Genomic DNA, 21,433 nt, shown 5'->3' on the forward strand with positions numbered 1-21,433 from the left:
CGGGGTGGTCCACTGTGACTTAGTGAGCGAAGTTGTCGATCTTGACCTGACCATCCGGGAAGGTCGCGATGATTTCCAGCTCGCCGCCCATCGCCCGGATATAGTCGCGCAGCGTGCTGATGTACATGTCGGTACGCCGCTCCATCTTGGAAACCGCCGCCTGATTGATATTCAACGCCTTGGCCAGGCTTTCCTGGCTCAACTGTTGGGCCTTGCGCAACTCATGCAAAGGCATTTCCTTGAGGTGCTGGCGGAACAGCTGCTCGGCTTCGGCACGCGACTGCGGGGTCATGCGCGCTTGAAGTTCGGCGAATTTTTTAGCCATGTTTACGGGCCTCTTTACGCAATGTTTGCAAATGGATGTCGTACACATTTTCGGCCAAGGGCACATGCACCTCGTACCACCTGGAGTCGGCGGCTTTATCTCCTCCGATCAGCAGGACAGCGCAGCGCCTGGGATCAAATGCATACAACACTCGATAGGGCCGGCCGGCATGCTTGACTAGCAGTTCCCGCAGGTTGCCATGCCGGGAGCCCTTGATATCACTGGTGTGGGGGAAGCCCAGCCCGGGCCCGAAAAGCCCCAGCAGATCAACGCTGGCGGACACGGAGACTTGCTCCTTTGCGCCCAGCTCATCCCACCATTGTGCGAATTCATCCGTGTATTCAATGTCCCAGTCCATGCAAATATGCCACCTAAGGAATATAAACTCAAGGGCATACTTTAGATTCAGAAAAGGCTGCATTGCCAGCCGGGTTGCAGGTGAAATTGTTTGTACATCCTTCTGACCAGACGCAGTGCAACAACCCCGCCACCTGGGCAAAAATCGAATAGCGTTAAGAAATATTTCCCAAAAAAAACCGCCCTTTCGGGCGGTTAAAAGTACTCGGCTTTGATCAGAAACCGAGGGAGAAACTGATCGTCATCGCATGGTCCTTATCGTTGCGCGACAGTTGGCCGGAATAGCCCAGGCCCAACTTGCCGTTCTGACTGATCTGATAGTCCAGGCCCGCCTCCACCACCGCGCTGTCCTTGGCGATCGGCACACCTTGGGTGCTGAACGATGCACCGCCGTTGACAAAGCTCAGGTCGGCATCCGGCTGAGTGTCGCCAAAGGCATGACGCCAGCCGATGCTGCCCCGTGGGGTGATTTTCGAGCCGTTGCCCAGGGTGATGGTCTGGCCGATGCGCACGCCCAGGGTCGAGAAGGTCACGTCCTGATCGGCATCGCCGCGCAGGGCCGCCGAGCCGCCTTTTTCCTTGAGGGTGTCGCTGTCGTAGTTGACGTAAGCCAGGCCGGCGAACGGTTCTACCACCACTTTGCCGGTTTCAATGGTGTAGCCCACTTCACCGAACACTTGTGCGCTGCGCGCCTTGTAGTCGGCTTTGAGGCGTTGGCCTACACCGCCTACGGCTACGTCGCGCTTGCTTTCGATGTCGTGCCAGCTGTACGCCACGCCCAGGCGAGCGGCGAAGGCTTCCTGCTGGTACGCGGTGTAGGCCATCAAGTGGTAGCTGTCGACGTCGGCGCTGGAGCTGCGGCGCTTGGCGTCCAGGTCGCTGCGGGTGTAGCCGGCGGCCACACCGACGCGCCAGGCGTCATCCACTTGCTTGTCGGTGCCCAGCAGGAAGCCGCCGAGGTTGCGATCCAGTTTGGCGGTGTTACTGTCGCCGCCCATATGGCCCCAGGTGCCCAGCACGCGCATCCAGCCGACCATCTCGCCGTGGCAACCGGCGCTGCTCAGGCGGTTTTCGCTTGGCGCGAGGCTGTTGCGTGGGTCGTCTTCGCGGTAGCAGCCGGGCTGGCGCAGGCGCTCGTTGACTGCGTCACGCACGTAACGCGAATCTTCGAGCATGGCGCTGGCGGTACTGGCGTGAATCTCCCCGGACAAGCTGTCGAAGGCGGCACGCGCCCCGGCGGCATCGGAGTTGAGCAGCGCGTTCTGCACCGTTGCGCCACCCACCGCAGCACCGCTGTCCAGCGCGGCGGCCACGCCACGTTGGTTACCGGTAGCAGCCACGCTGGCGTAGCTGACGTTGTTGCGGCTGACTGCCAGCGCCACTTGAGTCGGGCTGTAGTTCAACGCGGTATTGAGGAATGCCAGGTTCTCCAGGTTGGTGGTGCCGAAGGTGCCGTTCACCGCACCCGCCGTGAGCAGCGTGTAGGTGGCCGGGCCGGCGTACGGCGCCAGGTTGACCACATTCAAGGTGCCGCCCAGGTTCGCCGTACCGCCGACGGCCAGGGAGCCGGTCGACGATGGGGTGATGAGCAGGTTCAACGCACCGGTACTGCCATTAGTGAAGTTACCGGCCACCGTCAGCTTACCGTTATCAGGTGTGACGCTGCCGTTGTTGACCAGCGCGCCGACGCTGCCGTTGCCGGTCAGGCCTGCACCGTTGGCGACGCTCACCTGCCCACCGAACACCGCGCCTGGGTTGGCTGCGTTGCCGACTTGCAGCACGCCTTCGTCCACCGCCACGGTGCCGCTGAACGGCTGATTGCCGGTCAGCAACAACGCGCCTGCGCCTTGTTTGGTGATGTTGCCGGTTCCGCTCAATACGCCATTAAAGGTGCCGTTAGTGCGTTGGACAAACAGCAGCCGCGCATTGTTGAGGAAGCGACCCTGCAAGCTCAGCGCGTTACCGGCCAGCGTACCGCCACTGACGGTGGTGCCGCCTGTGTAGGTGTTGGCGCCGGTCAACAGCAAGGTGCCGGCGTCAAGTTTGTTGATCGCGCCGGCACCCACGATTGGCGCGGCCAGTTCGGTAGTGACGCCCGAATTGACACGCACCACTGCGGTACCGGTTGGCGACAGGGTCCCACCCGCGCCTGCCGTCAACGTGTAGCCAGGGTCAAGGAATTGCAGGCCAGTGAAGCCTTGGTTGCCGACCACCGTGACCGTACCGCCCTGCCCGCCGAACACGGCAAACTGGTTGTTCGACACCTGGCCCTGGGTGCCGGTTGGATCGGTCCAGTTGGTGCCTGGGCCCCAGGTGCCGCTACCGCCGGTGATGGTGCCGTCCGGGTTGGTGGTGCCACCGTTCCAGAACTGAATTTGCCCCGGCGTGGTCTGCACCAGCAGGTTCAGTTGGTTGGCCAGCGACGTTTGCAGGCTCAGGTTGCCCAGGCCGACCGGCAGCGAGCCGAGGGTCAGGCCGTTATCGGTCAGGGCGCCGCCGTAGCGGAACAGTTGATAAACGCCGAGGCCAAAGCCACCGGCATCGGTGACGTTGAGCGTACCGTCGAGGGTCAGATTGCCCGCCACATTCACCGCGGTGGTGGATGCTCCAGGCGCGCCGAGGGTGAAGTCCAGGGCGGTGCCCGAGGATAACGCCAGCGACCCCACCGACAGTGGCGTCGCAGCGCCGGCCTTGAGGGTCGAGCCATCAGCCATTGTCACAGCACCGCCCAGGCTACCGCTGCCGCCAAGGGTCGCGCCGCTGGCCACCTGCACCGCTGCGCTGTTCAAGCTGCCGTTGACCAGCAAGCTGCCGGCGTTGACGTTGGTGTTGCCGGTGAAGGTGTTGTCGCCGGTCAACAGTAACGCGCCGGTGCCGGTTTTATTCAGCACGCCTGCGCCGGTGAGGTTACCGGTGTAGGTGCCATCGGTACCCTGCTCGAAGGTCAGGGCCGCGTTGTTGGCAATCGCGCCTTGCAAGCTGTTGGTGTTGCCGGTGGTGGTGCCGCCGTTAAGGGTGGTGCCGCCGCTGTAGGTGTTGGCGCCGGTCAACAGCAGCGCACCGTTGCCGTTTTTCACCAGGCTGCCGCTGCCGCTGACCACGCCGTTAAGCGCTAGCGCATTACTGCCGACCAGGGTCAACGGCCCACTCAGGCCGATGGCGTTGGCCAGTTGCAGGTCGGTGCTGCCATCCAGCGCCGCAACGCCGCCGACGGTGAGCGCGCCGCTGCCCAATGCGGCGTTATTGCCCAGGGTCAGTTGCCCGGCGTTCAGGCCGGTGCCGCCGCTGTAGGTGTTGGCGCCGTTGAGGGTGAAGGTTGCCGCGCCTTTTTTCAGCAGGCTGCCATTGCCGCTGAGCCTACCGTTAAGCGTCAGCGCATTGCTGCCGCCGATGGCCAGTGCGCCGTTAAGTACCGCGGCGTTGCCGAGTGTAACGGCCGCGTTGCTGTCCAGGGTGGTGCCGTCGGCCGCCGTCAGCGCTGCGCTGCCCAGTGCGCTGTTATTGCCGACCACCAACGTACCGCCATTGAGCGCGGTGCCGCCGGTGTAGGTGTTGGTGCCGTTAAGCACCAAGGTGCCCGTGTCGAGTTTGGCCAGGGTGCCGGCGCCACCGAGGGTGACGTCCAAGGTTGCGGTGGCGTTCGGGTCGACACGGATCGCCGTGTTGCCGGTGCCGCCATTCACCAGGTTGAGCACGCCCGCCGTGCCGGAGGCCAGGTTGTAGCCATCGGTGACGAACTGCATGCCGGTGAGGTTTTGCGTGCCCTCCACGCTCACGTTACCCGCCGGGCCCTGGAACACTGCAAAGCTGTTATTCCAGTTCTGGTTGAGGGTGCCGTCAACGTTGGTCCAGTTGGTGGTGCCGGTGCCCCAGGTGCCGTTGCCGCCGTCGATGGCGCCGTTGCCGATCAGGTTGGCACCGTCCCAGAACTGCACGGTAGTGTTGGGCGCGGTGACCAGCAGATTGACCTTGTTGCTGATGGCCGTCTGCACTTGCACATCGCCCGGAATCACGCTGCCCGGCAAGGTGCCGAGGGCCAGGCCGTTATTGGTGAGCGCCCCGCCATAGTTGATGATGTTGTAGACGCCGCTGCCAAAGCCGCCGATATCGGTGACGTTGAGTTTGCCGCCCAAGGTCAGATCGCCGCCGACATTCAGCAGCCCGCTGCCACCGCCCATCACCGGCACACCGAGGCCGACGTCCAGGTTGGCATTACTGCCCAGCACCAGCGAGCCCACCGACAGTGTACTGCCGGAGGTCAGGCCGATATGCCCGCCATCGGCCACGGTTACCGCGCCCGCCAGCGAGCCAGCGCCGGCCAGCGTCGCGCCGGTATTGACCGCCACCGTGCCGCTCGCCAGCGAGCCGCTGACATTCAAGGTGCCGCCATTGACGTTGGCCGCGCCGCTGATGCCATTGGCGCCGCTCAGGTTGAGCACACCGCTGCCGTTTTTATCCAGGTTACCGGCACCGTTGAGCGTGCCTGCGAAGGTGTTGTCGAGGTTGCTGCCGCCCACCGCCAGCGTGCTGCCGCCCGCCACCTGAATAGCACCGTTGCCGGCCAAGGTATTGAGGCTGGCGTTGCCGCCCAGATTGAGGCTGGCGCCGCCGCCGACATTGACGCCGGAGGTGTTGCCCAGGGCCGCATTACCTGCGGTGGTCACACTGCCGCCAAGTACATTGAGAGGGCCGGAGAAGGTGTTATTGCCGCTGAGCAGCAGGTCTGCCGCGCCATTTTTGATCAGCGCCGCATTACCGGCCAGCACACCGGCCAGGGTCAGGTTGTTGTTACCGGCCACACTGAGGTCGGCATTCAGGTTGACGGCGTTGGCCAATACCAGCGGCACGCTGTTATCCAACGTACTTGCGCCAGTGACAGCCAAGGCGCCCGTACCCAAGCCTGTGGCATTGCCAACCGTCAGCGTGCCGGCCGCGAGGGTGGTGCCGCCGCTATAGGTATTGGCGCCGTTGAGGGTCAGGTTGGCGTTGCCGTTCTTGATCAGCGCTGCGCTGCCATCGACCACACCGCCAAGCGCCAGGTCGTTGCTGCCAACCACGGTCAGCGCAGCATTGAGCGTGGTGTTATTGGCCAGCGCCACTGCGGCGCTGCTATCCAGCGTCGCTGCGCCGTTGACGTCCAGGCCGCCGGTGCCGAGTGCCGAACCATTGCCCAGTACCAAGCCACCCGCGTTCAACTGCGTACCACTGAGGTAGGCATTGTTGCCGTTGAGTGTCAGGTTGCCCGCCCCGCTTTTAGTCAGGCCACCGGCGCCGCTGACCAGCCCATTGAGGGTCAGGTCGGCGCTGCCGAGAATGCCCAGGTTGCCCGCCAGGTTCACGGCATTGGCCAGGCTGACTGCACTGCTGGTATCCAGCGTGGTGCCGGCCGCCGCATTCAACGCGCCGGTGCCCAGCGCCGTGTTGGAAGCCAGGATCAGCCCACCCACGTTCAGTGCAGTCGGCCCTGCATAGGTATTGTTGCCACTCACGGTCAGGCTGGCGATGCCGTTCTTGATCAGGCTGCCGGTGCCGGCCACGGTGCCGGCCAGGGTCAGCGCGTTGCTGCCGCCGACGGTCAGCGTGCCGTTGACGTTTACATCATTGGCCAAGCTGACAGCGGCATTGCTGTCCAATGTGGTGCCATTGGACGTGGTCAATACACCGCTGCCCAACGCGCTGTTATTGCCGAGCACTAAAGTACCGCCATTGAGCGCGGTGCCGCCGGTGTAGGTGTTGGCGCCATTGAGCACCAAGGTCCCCGCATCCAGCTTGGCCAGGGTGCCGCCGCCGTTGAGGGTGACGCCCAGGGTGGCGGTGGCATTCGGGTCAACGCGCACGGCGGTGTTGCCGCCGGTGCCATTGAACAAGGTCAAGGCCCCCACCGTGCCGCCGACCACGTTGTAGCCGTCGGTGACGAATTGCAGGCCGGTGATCGCTTGGGTGCCGTCCACCGTGACGGTACCTGCCGTGCCCTGGAAAACCGCAAAGCTGTTTGGCGCCCAGGCGGTGTTGAACGAACCGTTAACGCCTGTCCAGTTGGTGGCGGCGGTTGTCCAGGTCCCGCTGCCGCCTTCAATGGTGCCGTTACCGGTAGTCTGGCTCCCGTCCCAGAACTGCACGGTGGTGTTGCCGTTGACCAGCAGGTTGATCTGGTTGCCGATCGCTGTTTGCAGGTCCAGGTCGGTGGCCGGGATATTCACCGGCAGGCTGCCCAGTTGCAGGCCGTTATTGGTCAGGCCGCCGGTGTAGTCGATCAACCGGTAGATGCCGGGGCCGAAGCCACCGATATCGCTGACATTCAGCGTGCCGTCCAGGGTCAGGTTACCGCCCACATGAATCAGCGCCGTGCCGCCGGTAGACGGTGCGCCGAGCCCGGCATCGAGGCTGGAGTTGGCGTTCAGTACCAGCGAACCGACCGTCAGGGTATTGCCCGAGTTGACCGCCAGGTGGCCGCCATCGGCAATGTTGACCGCGCCCACCAGGGTGCCGGTGCCGCCGAGGGTGGCGCCATTAGCCACATTCACATTGGTACTGGCCAGCGCGCCGTTGACCAGCAGGCTGCCGGCGTTGACCTGGGTGTCACCGGTCAACACGCTGAGGCCGCCGAGGGTCAAGGCACCGCTGCCGATTTTGTTGAGACCGCCCAACCCGGCGAGTACGCCACCGAACGTGCTGTCGAGGTTATTGCTGCCGACACTCAAGGTGCTGCCGGTGCCGACAACGGCCACGCCGTTGCCGGTGAGTTCACCCAGGCTGGCCGAGCCACCCAGGTTCAATTGTGTACCGCTGCCCAGGTTGACCCCGGCGCCTGCGCCCAGCGCGTCGTTACCGAGCGTGCTAAGGCTGCCCGATTGCACGTCGAACAGGCCGGAGAAGGTGTTGTTGCCAGTCAGGGCCAGGTCGCCAGTGCCGGTTTTGATCAGATTGGCGCTCCCCCCCACCCCACCCGCCAGCGTCAGGTTGTTATTCAGGCTGCCCACCGTCAGGTTGGCGTTGACGTTGACCGCATTGGCCAGCACCAGTGGCGTGCCATTGTTAAGGTTGGCCGCGCCGCCCACCGTCAAGGCACCCGTCCCGAGGGCTGTCGCAGTGCCCAGGGTCAAGGTACCCGCATTGAGCGTCGTGCCGCCGCTGTAGGCATTGAGGCCATTGAGGGTCAGGTTGGCCGCGCCATCCTTGACCAGCGCACCGGTGCCCGTGAGCAGGCCGCCCAGGGTCAGGTCATTGTTGCCAGCCACCGTCAAGCCAGCGTTCAGTACGGCACTATTGCCGATGCTCAGCGCGCCGCTGTTATCCAGCGTCGATGCACCACCGACCGTCAGGTTGCCCAGGCCCAGCGCGAGGTTGTTGCCCAGGGTCAAGGTGCCCGCGTTCAGCGTCATGCCGCCGAGGTAGGTATTGGCGCCAGTGAGGATCAGGTTGGCTGCGCCATTTTTTGTCAGGCTGCCGGCACCATTGATTGCACCGCCCAAGGTCAGGTCAGCCGTGCCGCCGATACCCAGGTTGCCTGCCAGGTTGATCGCGTTATTGGCAGTGACCGCCGCACTGGCATCCAGTGTCGTGCCGCCGGCCGCATTCAACGCGCCAGCGCCCAAGGCATTGTTGGCGGCCAGGATCAGCCCACCCGCGTTCAAGGCCACAGGCCCGAGGAAAGTGTTACTCGCACCCAGGGTCAAAGTGGCCGCGCCGTTTTTGATCAGGCCGCCAACGCCGCTGATCCCGCCATCAAGGGTCAGCGCGTTGCCGCCCGCGACAGTGGTGTCGCCGTTCAAGAGCAGCGTGTTGCCCAGGGTGATGGCAGCATTACTGTCCAGTGTCGTCCCGGCCGCTGTGGTCAACAGGCCGCCGCCCAGTGCAGTGTTGCTACCGACGATAAGCGTGCCGCCATTGAGCAAGGTGCCACCGGTATAGGTGTTGGCGCCGTTGAGCGCCAGGGTGCCGGTGTCGAGTTTGTTCAGGGTGCCGGCGCCATCGATATTGACCCCGACGGTCGCGGTTGCGCCCGGATCTACACGCATCGAGACATTGCCACTGCCGCCATTGATGGCCGTCAATTGCCCGCCTGCACCGCTGACCAGGTTGTAACCGTCGCTGACAAACTGCAGGCCGGTAAAGGCTTGCGGTCCTTGCACGGTGACCGTACCGGCAGCCCCGGTGAACACCGCAAAGCCACTGGCCCAAGGTGAGTTGGTCAAGCCATCGGCGGACGTCCAATTGGTGCCGCCGGCGGTCCAGGCGCCCGTGCCGCCATCCACCACGCCGTTGGCGACAGCTTGGCTGCCGTCCCAGAAGCGGATATTGGGCGCCGCCACCACCAGGTTGACCTGGTTGCCGACCGAGGTTTGTACCAGCAGATCGCCGAGGCCATAACCCACGGGAACACCGGCTACCGTCAGGCCGCCGGTCAGGCCGCCGGTGTAGTTGATCAGGCGATATGTGCCCGCGCCAAAACCACCGGCATCGGTGACGTTCAGGTTGCCGGCGAGCGCCACGTTACCGCCGACATTGAGCAAGGAAGTGAGGGATGGCGCACCGAGGGCAACATCCAGGTTGCCACCCGCGACCATGTTCAGCGCACCGGCCGACAAGGTATTACCGCTGCTCAACGCCAGATGGCCGCCATTGTTGACATTCAACGCGCCCAGCAGCGAGCCGGTACCGGTCAGCGTACCGCCGTTGTTGACGTTGACCTGGGCACTGGCCAGGGAACCACTGAGGTTCAAGGTGCCTGCATTGATCGCCGTGTTGCCAGTGACGCCATTGATGCCGGTAAGGTTGAGGGTGCCGGTGCCAACCTTGATCAGCCCGCCAGCGCCACTCACATCACCATCAAACGTACTGGTGGTGTTGACCCCGCCAACGGTCAAGCTGTTGGCGCCACTGAGTTGCACGCTACCGCTGCCGCTCAAGCCGGCCAGGCTGACGTCGGCGGCCAGGTTGACCCCGGCGCCCGCACTCACGTTCACCCCGGAAGTGCTGCCCAGGGCATTGGCATTGACCAGCGTCAAGCTGCCGGAGACCACGTCCACGGCGCCGGTGAAGGTGTTGTTGCCGGCCAGGGTCAGGTCGGACAAGCCATTTTTGATCAGGTTGCCGGCGCCGCTGACCACGCCGTTCAGGCTCAGGTCGTTGTTACCCGCGACGGTGAGGTCGGCGTTCAGCGCAATCGCATTGCCGATACCAAAGGACGCGCTGTTGTCCAGGGTCGCCGCACCGTCGACGGTCAAGGCACCGCTGCCCAGGCCATTGGCGTTGCCCAGGGTCAAGGTCCCCGCATTGAGGGTGGTGCCGCCACTGAAGGTGTTGATGCCGTTGAGGGTCAGGTTGGCCAGGCCACTTTTGGTCAGCGGCCCTGCCCCGCTGAGTACACCTGCCAGGGTCAGGTTATTGGTACCGCCCACGGTCAACCCGGCGTTGAGCACAACGTTGTTGCCCAGGCTGAATGCCCCGTTGCTGTCCAACGTCGACGCGCCGCCTACGGTCAAGTTACCCAGACCCAGGGCTGAGTTGGAGCCGGCCGTCAGGGTGCCAGCATTGAGCGTGGTGCCGCCCAGGAAGTTGTTGGTGCCGTTGAGCACTAGATTGGCGGCGCCGTTTTTGGTCAGGCTGCCAGCGCCATTGAGCGGACCGGCCAGCGTCAGGTCGGCGGTGCCGCCGATGCCCAGGTTACCGGCCAGGTTGACCGCGTTGGCGAGGGTCACCGCCGTCGTGGCGTCCAGCGAAGTGCCCGCAGCCGTATTCAGTGCGCCCGTCCCCAGGGCGGTGTTGGTGCTGAGCAACAAACCGCCGGCATTCAGCGACGTTACACCGCTGCGGGTGTTGTTACCGGCCAGGGTCAGCAGGCCCGTGCCGGTTTTGGTCAAGCCACCCACGCCGGACATCACACCGCTCAGGGTCAGCGGGTTGGTGTTGACCAGGCTGAGATCGCCGGTCAAGACCACGTTATTGTTCAGGAGCGAGGCGCCACTGGTGTCCAGGTTGGCAGTGCCTGTCACATTCAGGTTGCCGCTGCCCAGCGCATTGTTATTGCCCAGCACCAGGGTGCCGGCGCCCAGGTTGGTGGCGCCGCTGAAGCCGGTATTGACGCCATTGAGCGTCAGGCTGCCGGCGCCGCTCTGGGTAAGCCCGCCGTTGCCGCTAATGGCGCCGTTCAGGCTCAGCGTACCGGCTACATCGGTCGTCAGGTTGTCGTTAAGGGTGAACGTGTTGGCAAGGCTGACTGTGCCAGGCGCCTGCAACGTCGATGCGGCCGTGACGGTGACAGCGCCGCTGCTCAGCGCCAGATCATTGCCCAACTGAACCGAACCGCCGGACAGCGTGGTGGCGCCGGTGTAGGTGTTGGCGGTATTGAGGATCAGTTGACCGGTGCCCGTTTTGTTCAAGCCGCCGGTGCCCGAGAGCACGCCGCCCAGGGTCAGCCCGGTATTGGCGCCCTGAACGGTCAACCCGCCGGTGCCCAGCGTGAGCAAGTTAGCCAGCGTCAGGTTATTGGCCGTTGCTTCGATAATCCCGCCATTGGCGGTGATTGCCCCGGTACCGAACGTGGCACTGTTATCGAACTGCGAAATGCCGCCATTGAGCGTGGTGCTGCCGCTGACCAACGGCCCCTGCAGCGTCCAGGTGCCGCCGTTGATGGTCAGGTTATTGAAGTTGATATAAGTGGCGCTGGACGCCGTGCCGGTGCCGCTGCTACCAATGCCGCCGGGGTTTTTCAGGATCAAGGTATTACTGCCGTTTGCGCCGCCATCCACCTGGCCGGTGGGGGCAAATGTCAGGTTCACGCCCACCAGCCCGCCGAGGCTCAGGCCGATACCGCCGCCCGAGGACACGCTCGACCCGGTCACCGCCGTAAAGGTGTTGGTGCTGCTTGCCCCCATCGACACGCCGCCGGAAATGGTCCCGCTGTTGACGAAGGTGTTACCCAACGTGGACGCCTCGAACGCAACCCGCCCGGTGAGCGCGCCACTGTTGGTCATATTGACCTGGCCGCCACCTTGCACGGCGACCACTGGCGTGTCAGAGGCAAACAACGAAAGCCCCAGCAAGGGGTTGGAGCCGAGGGTGCCGGCGTTGGTGAGGGTGGTGGTGCCACCGACGCCATTGGTGACGTTCAGCGCCGCGCCCGCCAATGAAGTCAGGTTGAGCCCCAGCAATGCGCCGGTACCGCGGATGACCCCGGTGGCCGTGTTGGTGAAATTCACCGTACTGGCCGCGGTATTCCCCATCACCACACCACCGCTGAGCACGGATACAAGCCCGAGCAGCGCCGGGTCGATGGTGCCGGAGTTGTTCAATGTGGCGTTGTTACCGGTCAGGTTCAACGCAATGCCGCCCAACGTCGCATTGAGCTGCGCGCCCGGGTTGACGTTGACCGTCAGGTTATTCACCGCACTCGAAAAGGTGTTCAGAAACAGCGGTAACGTCGGCACCCCCGTGCACGTCACCGTGGCACCCGCCGTGGGGCTTGCGGGCGAGCAGGCAGCCATCGCTGCGGGGCTTGCTAGGCCCATCACCAGCCCCGCTACGCCGAGGCGAATCGCAAGTGAAAGCGCAGAAATACGAGGTGCAACGGCAGTAGCAAGTCTTCTATCCACGCTCAACTCCTTGTGGTTCAAGCCTTTCATCCATGAGTGCGTAGAAGCTCAACTTTATTGACCCACACGCATCGAATTCGAGATACCTGACCGTGGTGACAACTGATCCAATTTGTCGAAACGGTAGTAGACCTACAGAAAAGTCATTGAATTAAATGGTATTAATACTTTCGTAAGCGCCCCGTAAGAATGGGATTACAGCCAGCACCCATTGACTGTCGCGACATAAATACAAGTTTCTAAATGTAAAAAACGCTCTAATGGTGCCCTGTAGATTCGCTTAAAAGATCTGGGAGATCTCAATGCCCCATGAAGGCAACCTGTTACAAGCAGCCGTGGTGTTCCTGCTCGCCGCTGTGTTGACCGTGCCTTTGGCCAAGCGCCTGCAACTGGGCGCCGTGCTGGGCTATTTGTTTGCCGGCGTGATCATCGGCCCGTCGGTGCTGGGCCTGATAGGCAACCCGCAGAGCGTGGCGCAGTTTTCTGAATTGGGCGTGGTGTTGCTGCTGTTTATCATTGGCCTGGAGCTGTCGCCCAAACGTTTATGGGTGATGCGCAAGGCGGTGTTCGGCGTCGGTCTGGCCCAGGTGGTGCTCACTGGCGTGGTGATGGGCGTGGTGGCGTTGTGGCTGTTTGGCCAACCCTGGAACAGCGCAATCGTGCTGGGCCTGGGCCTGGCACTGTCTTCCACGGCGTTTGGCCTGCAAAGCCTGGCTGAACGCAAGGAACTCAACCAGCCCCACGGGCGCCTGGCCTTTGCCATCCTGCTGTTCCAGGACATCGCAGCGATCCCGCTGATCGCCATGGTGCCGCTGCTGGCCGGCAGTGATCACCCGACGACCGAAGCCCAGGGCGTGCAACACGTGCTGCAGATTCTGGGCAGCATTGCCGTGGTGATCATCGGCGGGCGTTACCTGTTGCGCCCGGTGTTTCGCATCGTCGCCAAGACCGGCCTGCGCGAAGTGTCCACCGCCACCGCGCTGCTGGTGGTGATCGGCACCGCCTGGCTGATGGAACTGGTGGGTGTGTCCATGGCGCTCGGTGCGTTCCTCGCCGGGCTGCTGCTGGCCGACTCGGAATACCGCCACGAACTGGAATCCCAGATCGAGCCCTTCAAGGGCCTGCTGCTGGGCCTGTTTTTTATCAGCGTGGGCATGGGCGCCAACCTCAGCCTGCTGCTCAGCACGCCGCTGATGGTGATCGGCCTGACCCTGCTGCTGATCGGCCTGAAACTGCCGCTGCTCTACGCCGTGGGCCGGTGGGTGGGTGACCTGAACCGCGAAAGCGCTTTGCGCCTCGGTGTGGTACTGGCCGCAGGCGGTGAATTCGCCTTTGTGGTGTTCAAGATCGGCCGCGACCAGGGCCTGTTCGAGCCGCACCTGTACGATGTGCTGGTACTGACCATCACCCTGTCCATGGCCGTGACGCCGCTGCTGCTGTTGGTGTGCCCCAAGCTGTTCAAGCCCAAGGCCAAGTCGGTGGAAGTGCCGGAGGAATACCGCACCATCGAAAGCGATGCGCCCCGCGTGGTGATCGCCGGCATGGGTCGTATGGGCCAGATCGTCGCGCGGATTCTGCGCGCGCAGAACATTTCGTTTATTGCCCTCGACACCTCGGTGGAAACCATCGAGCTGACCCGCAGCTTCGGCGGCATGCCGGTGTTTTACGGCGACCCGCAGCGCCCGGAAATCCTGCATGCGGCCAAGGTCGACCAGGCCGAGTTTTTCGTGATCGCCATGGACGACCCGGAGATCAACATCAAGACCGCCGCCCTGGTGCGCAGCCTCTACCCACACATGAAAATCATCGCCCGCGCGCGCAACCGCCAGCACTTTCATCGCCTGGTCGACCTGGACGCTTCGCCGGTGCGCGAGACCTTCTACTCCAGCCTGGAAATGAGCCGGCGCACCCTGGTCGGCCTGGGCTTGAGCCAGGCCCAGGCCGACGCGCGCATCGATCGATTCAAAAACCACGACCATCAGTTACTCGCCGCTCAGCACGCGGTGTATGACGACGCGGCCAAAGTATTGCAATCGGCCCAGGAAGCCCGCACGGAACTGGCGCGGCTGTTTGAGATGGACCGACTTGAGGAGGAGTCCGACAAGGTGTGAGCTTACGGATGAACGACATTGCGAAATTTCTGACAGAATACGCCGCAATTTCGTTCATCCTTGGAGCGCTTCATGGCCACTTTCACCAAGACCGCCGTCCTGCTGGCCCTTGCGCTTACCGCCGGTAGCGTGTTCGCCGCCAGCAAGTCCCCTGCCACCCAGACCATCTCGACCTTGGGCGGCAAATTCACCTTCAACCTGCCCAAGGCGTTCGTCGCTGACACGCTGCCAACCGGCAAGGTCGAGGATGGCACCGCCGACACTCAAGGCACGCTGTACGCCAACGCGACCACGAAAAGTGTGGTGATCGTCGCCGAAACCGTGCGTAACGACGGGGCAAGCATCAAGGACAATGACCCGCAGTTCCTCGATGGCGCCGTGGCGGACTTCGTCAAGGACCAGAGCGCTGCCCTGCCCGACTTCAAGAAGCAAAACGAGAAGAAGCTGACCTTCAAAGGCCTGGGCCTGCGCCAGGTGGACAGCACCGCGACCCAGGGCGGTGGCAAGACGTTGAACTCCACGTTCCTCGGCGGTTCGGGCAACCATCTGCTGGTGATCCAGGCGATTTCGCGGGCGGATGACGTGAAGGGCCATGCTGAACTGGTGAAGCAGATTACCGGCGGCAAGTAGTACAACGATCGTTCCCACGCTCTGCGTGGGAATGCAGCCCTTGACGCTCCGCGTCTGCTGTTAAGAGGCGTGACGCGGAGCGTCACAGGAGGCATTCCCACGCAGAGCGTGGGAACGATCACTTCAGGCTATTTTCCAGCCAAGCCTTGAGGTCCTGTATCTCAGCCTCGCTCACGGTATGCGGCATGCCCACATACCCATGAAACTCAGGCTTCAACTCCAGCCCCAGCAACACCTCATTGGCGCGGGTGGCCGACGCATACGGCAGCGCCTGGTCCAGGGTGCCATGGCCGATAAAAATCGCCAGCTTATTCAATGACTCATCAGGCTTGAGTTCAGCCTTGAGCACCGGCAACACGCTGCCACTCAGCGCCGCAATCCCGCGCACCATGGCAGGCTTTCGCAGGCCCACTTCATAGGCCATGATCGCGCCCTGGCTGAACCCCACCAAAAATACCCGATCACTTTGGGTGTGGTACTTGGCCGTGGCCTTGCTGACAAAGTCCTCAATGAGCTTGGCGCTGCGTTGCAAATCCGCGGTCTCGCCGTCGTAGTCGCCTTCACCGGTTTTTCTGGCAAACCAGCGATAACCGCTGGGGTCCACCGGCATCGGTGCGCGGGCCGACACATAGGTCCAGGTGGACGGCAACGCGTCCTTGATACCAAACAAGTCTTCCTCGTTACTGCCAAACCCGTGCAGGAAGATCACCAGTGGCTGGTTGCGCGCATCACTCTGCGTCTGCTCCAGGTAGGCCAAGGGCAAGTCGGTGTGCAAGGCATCATCGGCGTGGGCGGCACCGGCGACTAACGCCAGCGCCAGGGCTAAATGTTTGAACATGGGCATCAACCTCAGGGTTTGCGCAACAGATACGTGTCCATGATCCAGCCATTTTCCAGGCGCGCGGCCTTGCGCACCCGTTGGATTTCGTCGGCCACTTCGCTGACTTTGCCGCTGATAAGAATTTCATCCGGCGTGCCCAAATAGGCGCCCCAATAAATATCCAAATCCTGATCGGCCACAGTGCGGTAGGAGTCCTCGGCATCGAGCATCACCACCAAGGTATCGGCATCACTCGCCTGCCCCGCCGCCAGCCGGCGCCCGGTGGTGATCTCGATGGAGCGGCCGATGCGGTTGAGCGCCACCTTGTGCTGGGCCGCCAGGGCCTGCACGCTGGTGATGCCGGGGATCACTTCGAACTCAAACGTACAACGGCCGCTGGCCAGAATCGCCTGCAGGATGCGAATGGTGCTGTCGTACAGCGCCGGGTCGCCCCAGGCCAGGAAAGCGCCCACTTCACCGTCGGCCATGTGCTCGTTGATCATGCGCTCGAACGTCTGCTGTTTGTCGCGGTTCAAGTCCTGCACGGCGGTGGTGTAGTCGATATCACCGCGCACGCGCTCGGGGCAATCGGCCTCGACGAAACGGTAACCGGGCTCGGTGATGTAGGTCTCGCAGATCTCGCGGCGCAGGTCGATCAACTTGTCTTTGCTCTGGCCCTTGTCCATCAGGAAAAACACGTCGGTGCGGTTCAGCGCCTTTACGGCCTGCATCGTGATGTAGTCAGGGTTGCCGGCGCCAATGCCGATGATCAGGATGCGTTTCATGGGGGGCTCTCATTGCGGGGCGTGGATTTTGCCACGTTCATAGGGTCAGGCGTGAGTTTCCAGGCGCAGGCGCCACACATTGTTAAAGCGCAGCTCGGTGGCGGACAGCGGCTCGACGTCAATGCGGTAGAACATTGAGGCCGGGAACTGCATGACGTACAGCAGAGCGGCGCGGATCACGAAGGGGTGGGTGACGGCCACGACATGGCCGGGGTGGCTTTCGAGGGATTTTATCCAGTGCCCAACCCGCGTACAGAGCTGCTCTACCGATTCACCGCCATGGGGGGCGGCGGTGCTGTCGGTCATCCAGGCCGCCAACACGTCCGGGGCCAACTGATCAATGGCCTGGCCTTTCCAGGCGCCGAAATCAACGTCACGCAAAGCATTTTCGATCTGCGCCTCGGCACCGAACAGGCCCGCCGTCTGACGGGTTCTGGCCTCGGGCGCGCTGACTAACCGCAGGGTTTTCTTGAAACGCCCGGCCAGGGATAACGCCGCACCTTGCCAATCCATCGCCACAGACTCGTCATCGGGGAAACGCCCGTACTTTTGCAGCGGCGTGACGGCATGGCAAATCAAGGTCAAGCGGGTGGCCTGCATCACAATTCACTCTGTTTCGTGGCGCAGTCAGCGGAGACTGGCGGGGTTGTCTCAATATATTACAACACACACGAAACAGGACGTCGGTCAAACCCCAACGCCCCTGAGCAATCAGGCCAGCGCTGCCGTTGCGGGCGCCACAACCACCGGGCTACCGCTGGCAACAAAGTCCTCTTTGCGCAACACCACCAGGGCAATCAGCGACACCACACCGGTGGCCACGTAGAAGTACCACGGTGAAGTGATGTCGCCCGTCACCTTGATCAGCCAGGTGGAGATCAGCGGCGCGCTGCCACCAAACACCGCGACCGGCACGTTATAGGCCACGGCAATCCCGGTGGAGCGGATGCGCGTCGGCAGCAACTCACTCATCAGCGCGTAGGTGGATGAGGCGTAGAGCCCAAACAGGATCGCCACCGCCATCAACGGCGCAAAGAACGACGCCGGCGTGGCGGTAGGCGCCGACTTGAACAGCCAGAACATCGCCAGCGTGGCCAATGTGCCGATCACCATCAGGAACGGCTTGCGCCCGTACTTGTCGGTAAAGGCGCCGCCAAACGGCATCACGAATGCCGCCGAGAAGCTGGCGACAAACACATAGAGCAAGGTGGTGCCGCTGTCGAACTTGAGGATCTTGGCCATGTAGGTCGAGGCAAAGGTCAGCACCAGATAGAAGATCGAGCTGTGCAAGGTGATGATGAAGAACACCAGGGCGATGGCGCGTTTCCACTGCCAGACCTCGCGCAGCGGCGCGCGGGAGGTTTGCCCGGCGCGCTGCAGGGCCAGAAACTCCGGGCTGTCTTCGAGTTTGAGGCGGATATACATGGAGATAAAACCCAGCGGCGCCGCGATCAGGAACGGCACGCGCCAGGCCCATTCCTGCATCGTGTCGGCGCCCAGAATCCAGGTCATGCCGTTCGCCACGGCGCCACCCAGCAGCAGGCCGAGTACGGCGGTGACCATCAACCAGCACGTGGCAAAACCGCGGCGGCCGGGGCCGGCGTATTCGGAGATAAAGCTGGTGACCGTGCCGATTTCGCCGCCCGCCGAAAAGCCCTGCACGCAGCGCACCAGAATCAGCAGGATCGGCGCGGCGATGCCCAGGGTTGCGTAAGTGGGCAGCAAGCCCAGCAGCACAGTGGAGCCGGACATCATCACCAGCGCCATGATCAGGGTTTTGCGCCGGCCGATCTTGTCCGCCAGCGGGCCGAAGAACAGCCCGCCCAGAGGCCGGATAAAGAAGCTCAGGGCGAACGCCGCGAAACTCGCGAGCAGGCTGGTGGTGGGGTCATCAGAGACGAAAAACGCCTGGCCGATGTACACGGCGAGAAAGCCGTAGACGCCATAGTCATACCACTCGATCAGGTGGCCCGAGGTGGCACCGAGAAATGCACGGCGGCGCTTGCGCTGCGTGTCTTGCGCTGTATTGCCCATCGAAGGGACTCCTTGTCGGTTGTTCTGTCCATGAAAAGCTAGGAAAGCGCGGCGATACTCGCTGCTTTCAACCACTGCCGCAAGTCGGTCTTGAGGGTTTTGCCGTAGCTGTTCTTCGGCAAATCGGCCCTGAACACATACTTTTTGGGTTTCTTGAATGACGCCATGCGCTGCAGAAACCACGCGGTGAGTTCGGCCTCATCCAATGCCTGCCCGCTGCGCGTGACCACAAAAGCCACCACGGACTCGCCCCATTGCGCGTCCGGCTCGCCGACCACACACACCTCGGACACCTCGGGATGCTGCACCAGCACTTCCTCGACTTCACGCGGGTACACATTGCTGCCGCCAGTGATGATTACGTCTTTGGAGCGATCGGTGAGGGTCAGGTAGCCGGCCGGGTCGAGAAAGCCGATGTCGCCGGTGAGCAACCAGCCATCGACCAGGGTTTGCGCGGTGGCCTGCGGGTTGCGCCAATAACCTTGCATCACCGTGGCACCGCGCACGGCGATCTCACCCCGCTCGCCGGTCGGCAGCGGTTGGTGCCGAGCATCCAGAATACGGATTTCAACACAGGCTTGCGCGTGGCCAACGGAGGCTGCCAGGGTTGACCAGCCTGGGCGCTGGCGGTCCGCGATCAGGGCGCGGGGCAATACGCTGATGGTCATCGGGCTTTCACCCTGGCCGTAGATCTGCACCAAGCGTGCGCCGAAGGTGTCGAGCGCCTCGCACAGGTCGGCCAGGTACATCGGCCCGCCGCCGTAGACGATGGTCTTGATGCCGTCGCCGCCATAACCCTGGCGCCGCGCCTGCTCGACCATGCGCTTGACCATGGTCGGCGCGGCGAACAGCGATACATTGCCCAGCTCCGTAGCCAGGCCAAACAACTCGCCGGCATCAAAACCACCGGAAGCCGGCACCACATGCCGTGCACCGCAGCGCACATGGATAAAGTTATACAGCCCCGCCCCGTGGGACATCGGCGCGGCATACACGGCTGCGTCGTCGACACTCACCGGGTCGACATCCGTGGGGTAACACAGTGACATGGCGACCAGGTTGCCGTGGGACAGCATCACACCCTTGGAACGCCCGGTGGTGCCGGAGGTGTAGAACAGCCAGGCCAGGTCCTGATCCTGGCGCGGCACCGGCTGCTCCAGGGTCGGCCAGCCACGGGTCGGCGGCAGCGTGTGAGCGTCCAGTTCCTTGCAGCGCGCAGGCAAGTCCCGGGATGACGCGAAGACCCGGCCACCGTCGGTAAAAATCAAGCGGGCCTCGGCATCGGTGGCAATCCACGCGGCTTCTGCCGGATGCAGTTTGGCGTTGATCGGCACCACCACGCCGCCCAGCCACCACACGGCGTAGAGCACTTCCAGGTAATCGCAGCTGTTTTTCATCAACAGCGCCACCGCATCGCCCGGCACCAGGCCATATTGATCGACCAGTTGCGCGGCGCGTTGACGGACATGGGCGGTGAAGGTCGCGTAGTCGGCGACGTGCCGCGTGCCCTCAAACAACGCCGGGCGTTGCGGGTCGCGGCGCTGGGTGTCGTGCAGCCAGTTGGCAATGTTCATGGCTCAGCTCCGACGCGCGTGCAGCACCGAGGCATAGTTGGCCACGGCCATCCCGCCCATGTTGAACACCAAGCCGAACTCGGGGTTAGGCACTGCCAGGCCGATCGGCTCGCCGGTCAATTGGCGAAACGCCAGGGCATGCATCGACACGCCGGTGGCGCCCACCGGATGCCCCTTGGCCTTGAGCCCGCCGGACAGGTTCACCGGCAACCGCCCGCCCGCGCGCACCACGCCGCTGTCAAGCACACGGTGCCCCTCGCCTTTGGGCGCCAGGCCCATGGCTTCGTAGATCAGCAGCTCGGCGATAGTGAAGCAGTCATGCACCTCAGCGAAGCTCAGGTCGGCCAGGGTGATATTCGCCCCGCGCAACGCCGTATGGATCGCGCGTTGCGGGCCTTCAAAGGCGAGGATGTCGCGCTGGGCAATCGGCAGGCAATCATTGACCTGGGTCAGTGTGCGAATCTGCACATCACGACGAAACGCCCGCGCACGCTTGGGCGAAGCCAGGATGATCGCGGCGGCGCCGTCGCTGATCAACGAGCAATCGGTCAGGCGCAGCGAATCGGCCACAAACGGGTTGCTCTGGGACACGTTGTTGCAGTGTTCGAAATCCATCACCCGGTGCATCTGCGCCAGCGGGTTGGCCATGGCATTGGAGTGGTTTTTGGTGGCGATGGCCGCCATCGAGCCCAGCGGGCAGTGGTAGCGCTCGGCATACTGACGCGCCGCACGGCCGAACAGCTGCGGGAAACTCAAGCCTGCTTCGGCCGGGTCGTTCTGATAGCCGGCACCGGCCAAGGCCTGGGTCACCTCGGCGGTGGTGGTGTGGGTCATCTTTTCGGCGCCCACCACCAGTACCAGCTCGGCGCTGCCGGACAGGATCGCCTGGACCCCGGCCAGGATCGCCGCCGAACCGGACGCGCAGGCGTTTTCACAGCGGGTCGCCGGTTTGAAGCGCAGCCCAGGGTCGGCCTGCAACAGGAGCGAAGCCGGGAACCCATCGGGCACCAACCCCGAATTGAAGTGGCCAAGGAACAACGCGTCGATCTCGCTCGCGTCAATTGCCGCGTCCTTCAGGGCTTCGCGGGTAACCTGTACGATCAGATCCTCCAGGCGGGTGCCTTCAAGGCGACCGAAACGTGAATGACCGGCAGCAACAATGGAGACGCAATCAGCTGACATAATCAATTTCTTCTATTTTTG

Annotated in this window: 11 protein-coding genes; 2 read left to right on the top strand and 9 right to left on the bottom strand. The window is 63.2% G+C overall.

The genetic code is table 11. The annotated features are described in order from the left end of the window. Positions 1-19: 19 nt before the first annotated feature. From ASE80_RS13775 to ASE80_RS13785, 3 genes are all read right to left on the bottom strand, one after another. Entirely contained in the window at positions 20-325 is a 306-nt protein-coding gene (locus tag ASE80_RS13775) for an XRE family transcriptional regulator (RefSeq protein ID WP_017139630.1), read from the bottom strand. Continuing rightward, positions 318-683 (bottom strand): type II toxin-antitoxin system RelE/ParE family toxin, encoded by a 366-nt coding sequence (locus tag ASE80_RS13780; RefSeq protein ID WP_056859416.1) that lies wholly within the window; start codon positions 681-683, stop codon positions 318-320. Before ASE80_RS13780 ends, ASE80_RS13775 begins: the two co-directional genes overlap by 8 nt. Positions 684-897: 214 nt before the next feature. Further along, on the bottom strand, positions 898-12,276 hold the full coding sequence (locus tag ASE80_RS13785) for an autotransporter-associated beta strand repeat-containing protein (protein WP_056859417.1): 11,379 nt from the start codon (positions 12,274-12,276) through the stop codon (positions 898-900). Between the two features lie 302 nt (positions 12,277-12,578). Here ASE80_RS13785 and ASE80_RS13790 point away from each other — a divergent pair, with 302 nt between their 5' ends. Both ASE80_RS13790 and ASE80_RS13795 read left to right on the top strand, forming a co-directional pair. After that, positions 12,579-14,387 (top strand): monovalent cation:proton antiporter-2 (CPA2) family protein, encoded by a 1,809-nt coding sequence (locus tag ASE80_RS13790; protein ID WP_056859399.1) that lies wholly within the window; start codon positions 12,579-12,581, stop codon positions 14,385-14,387. Between the two features lie 72 nt (positions 14,388-14,459). Continuing rightward, a complete protein-coding gene (locus tag ASE80_RS13795) occupies positions 14,460-15,017 on the top strand; it encodes a hypothetical protein (protein WP_056859400.1) in 558 nt (185 codons plus the stop codon). 118 nt (positions 15,018-15,135) lie between these two features. On the opposite strand, the gene ASE80_RS13800 is transcribed toward ASE80_RS13795, so the two are convergent. The 6 genes from ASE80_RS13800 to ASE80_RS13825 form a co-directional block, all read right to left on the bottom strand. After that, entirely contained in the window at positions 15,136-15,855 is a 720-nt protein-coding gene (locus ASE80_RS13800; protein ID WP_056859401.1) for an alpha/beta hydrolase, read from the bottom strand. 11 nt (positions 15,856-15,866) lie between these two features. Continuing rightward, positions 15,867-16,622 carry a precorrin-6A synthase (deacetylating) gene (gene cobF / locus ASE80_RS13805; RefSeq protein ID WP_056859402.1) on the bottom strand — a complete coding sequence of 252 codons (756 nt, stop codon included), beginning with the start codon at positions 16,620-16,622 and terminating at the stop codon, positions 15,867-15,869. Positions 16,623-16,667: 45 nt separating this feature from the next. Continuing rightward, positions 16,668-17,222, bottom strand: a complete 555-nt coding sequence (locus ASE80_RS13810; protein WP_056859403.1) for a histidine phosphatase family protein — start codon at positions 17,220-17,222, stop codon at positions 16,668-16,670. A gap of 111 nt (positions 17,223-17,333) precedes the next feature. Then, positions 17,334-18,656 carry an MFS transporter gene (locus ASE80_RS13815; protein ID WP_056859404.1) on the bottom strand — a complete coding sequence of 441 codons (1,323 nt, stop codon included), beginning with the start codon at positions 18,654-18,656 and terminating at the stop codon, positions 17,334-17,336. A 38-nt stretch (positions 18,657-18,694) separates the two neighbouring features. After that, positions 18,695-20,230 (bottom strand): class I adenylate-forming enzyme family protein, encoded by a 1,536-nt coding sequence (locus tag ASE80_RS13820; RefSeq protein ID WP_056859405.1) that lies wholly within the window; start codon positions 20,228-20,230, stop codon positions 18,695-18,697. Positions 20,231-20,233: 3 nt separating this feature from the next. Then, a complete protein-coding gene (locus tag ASE80_RS13825) occupies positions 20,234-21,412 on the bottom strand; it encodes an acetyl-CoA acetyltransferase (RefSeq protein ID WP_056859406.1) in 1,179 nt (392 codons plus the stop codon). Between the last annotated feature and the right edge of the window lie 21 nt (positions 21,413-21,433).

The sequence above is a fragment of the Pseudomonas sp. Leaf15 genome (assembly GCF_001421425.1).
Lineage (GTDB): Bacteria > Pseudomonadota > Gammaproteobacteria > Pseudomonadales > Pseudomonadaceae > Aquipseudomonas > Aquipseudomonas salomonii.